Below are 6,550 nucleotides of genomic sequence, written 5' to 3'. Positions count from 1 at the left end.
GTGTCGGCTATCAGTTTCAGCAGGATGATCTTTACCGACCCGTTTCGGTTGAGAAGCAGGGCTGCGCATTCCAAGCTTTAGTTGGATTGAACTGGGCAAACCAAGCCGGACACAACGTGATTGCCGAATATTGGTACGACAGCCGAGCATGGTCGAAAAGCGAATGGCAACAAGCAATAGAGCGTGGCGAACTACTCTCTGAAACCATTAATCCCCAAACGTCTCTATTTGCGACAAGCTACGCCCAAGGGTTTCAGCACGCCAATATCGTTCAGCATAACGTAATGCTGCACTGGAGTTGGGATGTGGAAGCGTGGGCTGCATGGAACGGTAAAGCGGATATGGGCTGGCTAAGTGATGTAACCCCCACGTTGGATGTGATGTTGTCGCCCCAAGATGGTGGTGTGATTGTCACGCAGTGGCTTAACTACCAATGGATTGATACTGGCGATCAAAGTGTAGAAGTGGAAGTTGCCGCACGCTTTTTAACCGGAGACGACCAATCTGCTTACGCACAAATCAATGATAAGCATATGATTGTATTTAACATCAAAGGGAAATTCTAAATGTGTTCAGCAAAATCAGTGGTGAAAAGTGGATGGCCGCGTAGCTTATTAGTGACCACGGCATTTTGTCTCTTTATCGCAGCAATGACGCTTTCTGCTTGGGGCGGTCCATTTTACATTCATGTAGCGGTTAGCTTTGGATTTGGCTATTCGGCTATCTTCTTCTCATGGCTTGTCGACCGCCTGTTTCCTACCATTCCTCGTTTGGCGGAAGTGGCTATCTCGCTGACGGCTTGCCTATTGTTTGGTGTGGTGAACGCCCAGCTTTGGCTTGGGGAATACTTCGGTATTTCAAGTATGCTGTCAGTTGGTCTCATGGGGTTGTTATTCAGTGCTATGTGCTTTTTCTATTTCTACTCACGCGAGCAACATGCAATCGCTCAACGAGAGTTGGAAGCCATCAAACGCGAGAAAGCAGAGCAAGATCGTGCGCTGTTGCTGAGCCAGCTTAAGCAGATGCAAAGCCAGATTGAACCGCATTTCTTATTCAATACTTTGGCAAATATCAGTGCGCTCATGTCGCAAGATGTCGATAAAGCCAAGCTGATGCTAGAACAGTTAACCGCGCTACTGCGTGCAACGCTTAAAAGCTCACGCGAAGAACACACCACCATAGACAATGAAACGGCGTTACTTGAGGCGTACTTAGGTATTCAGCAAACCCGTTTGGGTGAGCGACTCAGTTACAAGATTGACGTGGAAGAGGGATTAGGCAGAACCGAGCTACCGCCGATGATGCTTCAACCCTTAATCGAAAACGCCATCATCCATGGTATTGAGCCAAAGCGAGAAGGTGGTGAAGTCAGCTTGCTCATTAAGCGCGAACAGCAGAACTTGAAGATTGAAGTCAGAGACACAGGTGTTGGCTTGAATCACGTTAGTGGGCACATGGGCTCTGGCGTGGGTCTAAGTAATCTCAAGCAGCGAGTTGAAGCTTTGTTCGCAGGGCAAGGAGAGGTCTCTATCAGTGAGTCTGCTCAGGGTGGAGTTTGTGTTCGCTTGCGCTGGCCAATGGAATCGTAATCAAGGAAGAAAGGAATGAATACAGGGTTTACTGCCATTATTGCTGATGATGAACCGCTATTGAGGCGTCATCTTGATAAAAGCCTAGCTGAAGTGTGGCCAGAGCTAGAGGTGATAGCCAAAGTCGCGGATGGTGAACAAGCGTTGCAAGCCATTGAGCAAAGCCAACCTGACATCGCGTTTCTTGATATTCGTATGCCAGTTTTGGATGGCATGACATTAGCGCAAAAACTCAATCAATTCGCTAATCCACCTTTGATTGTGTTTGTCACCGCGTACGATGATTACGCCATCAAAGCTTTTGAGCAAAATGCCGCCGATTATTTGCTCAAGCCTATCTCGGATGAGCGCCTCCTGACGACGTGTGAAAGCACGCCTTGCTAAGCGAGAGAAAGAAAGCAGTAATGTGCAGATGAGCAGCCTGTTAGAACAGTTACAACAATTATCCGCGCCACAAACGCCGCAATATCTTCAGTGGATCAAAGCGACGCAAGGGGAAGATATTCATCTGATTGCCACGTCTGATGTGTTGTATTTCAAAGCGGAAGAAAAATACGTTTCTGTATATGCCCAACAAGGACAAGGTAAAGTGCAGGAGTATTTGATTCGCACCTCGTTGAAAGAGTTGATAGGGCAGCTTAACCCAGAACAGTTCTGGCAAGTACACCGTTCAAGCGTTGTGCAAGTGTGCAAAATTAGCAAAGTAAACAAAGACTTTGCTGGAAGAATGTTTGTTCACGTTGGAGAAACTAAGCTCGCTGTGAGCCGTGCATCTCAAAGTTTGTTCAAAGGGATGTAATCGCTAGAACTGCTCACTCTTTACACTGTAAACTCGCTGCTCATTTGTTTCAGCAACAAAAACAAAAAGCGCCTAAGTCATCAGACGTTAGGCGCTTTTGTCGTTATAGCGACGACTTCTCCGAAGAGATGAATGGGCTTATTCGCTGACTGTCACTTTCTCAATAATGATTGGATCGCATGGCACATCATCGTGACCAAGCTTAGAGGTCGTTTTCACTTTCGCGATGCGATTTACGACATCCATACCCGCGGTCACTTTACCAAACACGGCGTAGCCCCAGCCTAGGTTGGTAGTTGCAGTGTGGTCTAGGAAATCATTGTCTTCCAAGTTAATGAAGAACTGTGCCGTTGCAGAGTGCGGTGCATCGGTACGCGCCATTGCGATAGTGCCAACAAGGTTCTTTAGACCACGGTTTGCTTCGTTCGCGATTGGTCCGCGCGTTGGCTTTTCTGCCATGTCTTCGGTGTGACCGCCACCTTGAATCATAAAGCCATCGATAACGCGGTGGAAAATGGTGCCGTTGTAGAAGCCATCTTCACAGTATTTTTTGAAGTTCTTTGAGCTAACTGGCGCTCGTTCTAGGTTCAGTTCAATCTCGATGTCACCGAAATTGGTGGTCATAATAATCATCTGGTTTGCCCTTATGGGTGCTAAGTTGGCGGCATTATAGCTAAGTCGTATGAGGATAGCAGAAATAAAAACAGCGACGTTTTGGCGTCGCTGTTTGAATGGTGAGTGGGTGAGGAAAGCGTTAAACCGTAAAGCGACCGACCAAGTCGTATAGCTCGTTAGCTTTGTGGTTTAGGTTGCCACTACCTGCGCGGTTTTGATTCGCAAGGTGCGCCGATTGGCTGCTTTGTTGAGAGATCACTTCAATACGTTGTGAAATCTCTTGCCCAACTTGGCTTTGCTCTTCGGTTGCCGTTGCGATCAGGGTGTTCATGTCCATGATGTTAGCAATTGCGGCTTGGATTTCTTGCAGTGCGGCAGAGGCAGCTCGTGCTTCCTCAACCGTTGCTTCACCGCGCGCTTGGCTCGAACCCATGGCTTTCACTGCCGCATCCGAGCCAGACTTCAACTGCTCAATCATTTGGTGAATTTCGCCTGTGCTGTCTTGAGTGCGACTCGCCAGTTTACGGACCTCATCGGCAACGACTGCGAAGCCGCGACCTTGTTCGCCTGCACGGGCTGCTTCAATGGCTGCGTTCAGTGCCAATAGGTTGGTTTGCTCGGCGATGTCTTGAATCACTTCTAGCGAAGAAGAAATGTTCTGTACATCGCTTTCTAAGCGAGAAATCACCGTGCTGGCCTCTGACACTTCTAAAGCGAGCGCTTCGACAGAGTTTGCTGCGGAATCAACAATGTGTTTTGCTTGTTGTGAGTTTTCATCGGCGTCTCTGGCTGATTGCGCTGCTTGGTTAGCGTTGTTTGAAATCTCGTGCGCCGTTGCTGTCATCTCGGTCATTGCCGCTGCGACTTGTTCGGTCTCTTCACGTTGACCAGAAGCTAATTCATCCACTTGCGATGCACGCTGTGACATCTCGTTGGTCTCTGAAACCACTTCTTGTCCTACGTGGCTAACGCTCTTGATGATGCCTTGCAGGCTTTCAACGAAGATATTGAAGTTGCGGCTCAGCTGCGTGAACTCCGGCACGCTCGATTCTTCCATGCGCGCGGTTAAATCTGCATCGCCTTGTGCGAAAGAGTGAATTGAAGCATCAAACTGCTCAATAGGCTTCATGATGCTGCGGTTAACAAACACGGCAAAGACTGCAACTATCGCTGTAATCGAGGCACAAAACAGGGCTATCGCAGTTAGTGTGGTGTTGAGATCTTCGTGTGCGGCTTTTTCCATGTCTGCCACAATGGCGTCGATATCGTCCGTGTAGAAACCCGTTCCCAACATCAAGTCCCATTCAGGAATAAAGACTGAGTAGCTCAGTTTCGGTAGTGCTTCACTCTGACCGAGTTTCGGGAAGTAATAAGTCGTGAACTCACCAGTTTTGGCATTTTTTAGCAAATCCTGAATCAGGTAATTGCCTTTCTTGTCCTGCAAGTTATAGAAGTTTTCCCCGATGCCTTTGGTGTTTTTACCCACCACGACGCGAACGCCTTTTGAATCATAACCAAAGATGTAGCCGGATTGACCGAACTCCAACTGTTTCAAGATAGGCAATGCTTCTTCCAGTGGGGCATTTTGTGCGAGTAGCGGCTCGACAGCGGAACGCGCCATTTGTACGTAACTTTTGAGTTCGGCTTTTTTCATCTCCATCATTCGACTTCGAGTTTGCTCAATCTCGTGCTCGTTGTAGGCCGTGGTTTGTACGTAGGTGAACCACATCATGCCTATTGCCATAGTTAGAATTGGAATTATTGAAAGGATATATAGTCGTTTTCTGATCGTCAGATTCATAGAGACGTCCTTCTCTCGGCGCAGCGTTACAAGTGACAAGCTGAATAAGCTTGCCTGATAAAAGTGTTAATACTTATTGTTGTAATGCTTAGAGATTAACCGAGTTAATCAATCAGAAGTACTGGAAATTTGTAAATCTAGACGAAGGTCGTAGCATTTTTAAGCGGGATCACAATTAACGTGAACACGACCCACTATTGCAACGAGAAGTCCCTGTTAACCAATATGAGACGCGATACCTATTCTTTGCGAATTTGAGGTAAAGCCAGTCAGCAACAGGTTTAACGAGGCGCCAACGCAGTGGAGCGTAGAGCCAACCGCGACCAACTAATTGCCACGCACGATGAGTCACGTCCAACCCAAGCAGAAGTTCCCCCTTTTCGTTGAGGGCGTGCAAAATGGTGTTGGCTTGTTCAGGATCGATCTGCGGATAATCTGCGAATGTATCACTATAGATATCGACGGTTTTGATGTGCTGCTTGGAATCGCGTTGTTTTAGCGCCTTCATCTCTTTGGCACAAAGCGGGCAGGTTCCGTCATAAAATATGGTGAGTTTTGTCATTGCGGTTTTCTTATTTGAGATTTTCTAATCGCTTTTACGTGGCGAATTTTCTTTTGGTTCATTGTTTTGCAAGTAATGCAGCCAATTGTCGCGAATGTTGCCGTAATTGAATTGGCAGAACTCTTTGCGATCACGCAGGTAGTCTTTTTCTACTTCATCGAGTAAGGCTTTGTATTGCTCAGGATCACTACCGTACACCAGACATAACGTTGAAAAGTAACGCTGCAAATCAAAGCTGTGTTCGTCAATGTACTCGCCAAAATCGTAGTAGTCCGGTCTGTCGTCGGATTCGAATGCGAACATGTCGGCGGCGCTAATGGCCATATCTGCGCCATCTTCTAGGAAGTCAATCATTAAAATAGTGGCAAAATTATCGACCGCATCTTCTTCTTTTCCGAGAACAGGGATGCTTTTATCTTCGATGTAAGCATGCCCAGCTTCATGAAGTAAAGTGTGCAATAACGTATCTAGCGCCCCTGTTTTTGGGGATTTTCCGAAGCGTTCTTCATACTGATTATTGGAGAAGTAATTGAGCGACTCCAAATAAAAAGTGTAAGGAACGTATATTGTGTGTGTCTCAGGATCATACATTGGACCATCTTCTCCGCCGTAAACCAGCGTGAGAGCTTTATCAAATGGAAAGTGGGCCTGAGATAGCTCAACAAAGATGGTGTTTACATCGCTGCTTTGAATCGATTGTTGGGCGATTTTTTCATGAGTTGTCTCTACGGGAGAATATTGAATACGAATGCTTTCAGCTGCTGTAGCTGATGAGACGACGCTGAGTAATAGCGCAGGGCAAAGCGAATGAATGTTCATGTGGGACTCTTGTTATTGAATAACTTGTATAAAAAATTATACATGTTTTTGCCTGATGCATAGTTGGGGTTGTACTCATCAGCCAAAGTCGGGGCATCGGTCTCGAAAAGCAATCATGATAACATCGCATATTTCGGCGGCTTGGTTCTCTAGGGCGTTTATCAAGACCTCTTGGATAAGAACGGCGGTGAAGTTATTGGCTATGCATCGTTTTCTAAGAAGCTTACTGAGTAACTGTGCTTCGATCTTTATCTGTGAAAATGATAATAGGCAGTTAATCATTGCAAGGTTTAACCATGGGGTTGGTGAATGTCACTGAATTGAAGAAAATTATCAGCGATATGTTATAATCCTGCTCCGTTGTA

At 46.6% G+C, this 6,550-nt stretch carries 5 protein-coding genes and 2 pseudogenes; 3 read left to right on the top strand and 4 right to left on the bottom strand.

Features of this window, described 5'->3' with window-relative positions:
• The 3 genes and pseudogenes from IQR33_RS33395 to IQR33_RS17535 form a co-directional block, all read left to right on the top strand.
• Positions 1-566: pseudogene (locus tag IQR33_RS33395) on the top strand (hypothetical protein); the annotation flags it as partial.
• Positions 567-1,589, top strand: a complete 1,023-nt coding sequence (locus tag IQR33_RS17540; protein WP_054578572.1) for a sensor histidine kinase — start codon at positions 567-569, stop codon at positions 1,587-1,589.
• A gap of 15 nt (positions 1,590-1,604) precedes the next feature.
• A pseudogene (locus IQR33_RS17535) lies at positions 1,605-2,388 on the top strand (LytR/AlgR family response regulator transcription factor).
• A gap of 138 nt (positions 2,389-2,526) precedes the next feature.
• Here IQR33_RS17535 and IQR33_RS17530 read toward each other — a convergent pair.
• The 4 genes from IQR33_RS17530 to IQR33_RS17515 form a co-directional block, all read right to left on the bottom strand.
• The gene (locus tag IQR33_RS17530) at positions 2,527-3,021 is read right to left on the bottom strand and encodes a peptidylprolyl isomerase (RefSeq protein ID WP_054575272.1); all 495 of its coding nucleotides are present in this window, start codon (positions 3,019-3,021) and stop codon (positions 2,527-2,529) included.
• A 121-nt stretch (positions 3,022-3,142) separates the two neighbouring features.
• On the bottom strand, positions 3,143-4,804 hold the full coding sequence (locus IQR33_RS17525; protein WP_021707578.1) for a methyl-accepting chemotaxis protein: 1,662 nt from the start codon (positions 4,802-4,804) through the stop codon (positions 3,143-3,145).
• 175 nt (positions 4,805-4,979) lie between these two features.
• Positions 4,980-5,366 carry a thiol-disulfide oxidoreductase DCC family protein gene (locus IQR33_RS17520; protein WP_053350112.1) on the bottom strand — a complete coding sequence of 129 codons (387 nt, stop codon included), beginning with the start codon at positions 5,364-5,366 and terminating at the stop codon, positions 4,980-4,982.
• 24 nt (positions 5,367-5,390) lie between these two features.
• A complete protein-coding gene (locus IQR33_RS17515; protein ID WP_193837822.1) occupies positions 5,391-6,185 on the bottom strand; it encodes a DUF4344 domain-containing metallopeptidase in 795 nt (264 codons plus the stop codon).
• Positions 6,186-6,550 lie beyond the last annotated feature (365 nt).

Origin of the sequence: Vibrio sp. OPT46 (genome assembly GCF_015163535.1) — a bacterium.
In the GTDB taxonomy this organism is placed as follows: Bacteria; Pseudomonadota; Gammaproteobacteria; order Enterobacterales; family Vibrionaceae; genus Vibrio; species Vibrio alginolyticus.
Note: the sequence above shows the minus strand (reverse complement) of the source record. Positions and strands in the feature narration are given on the sequence as shown.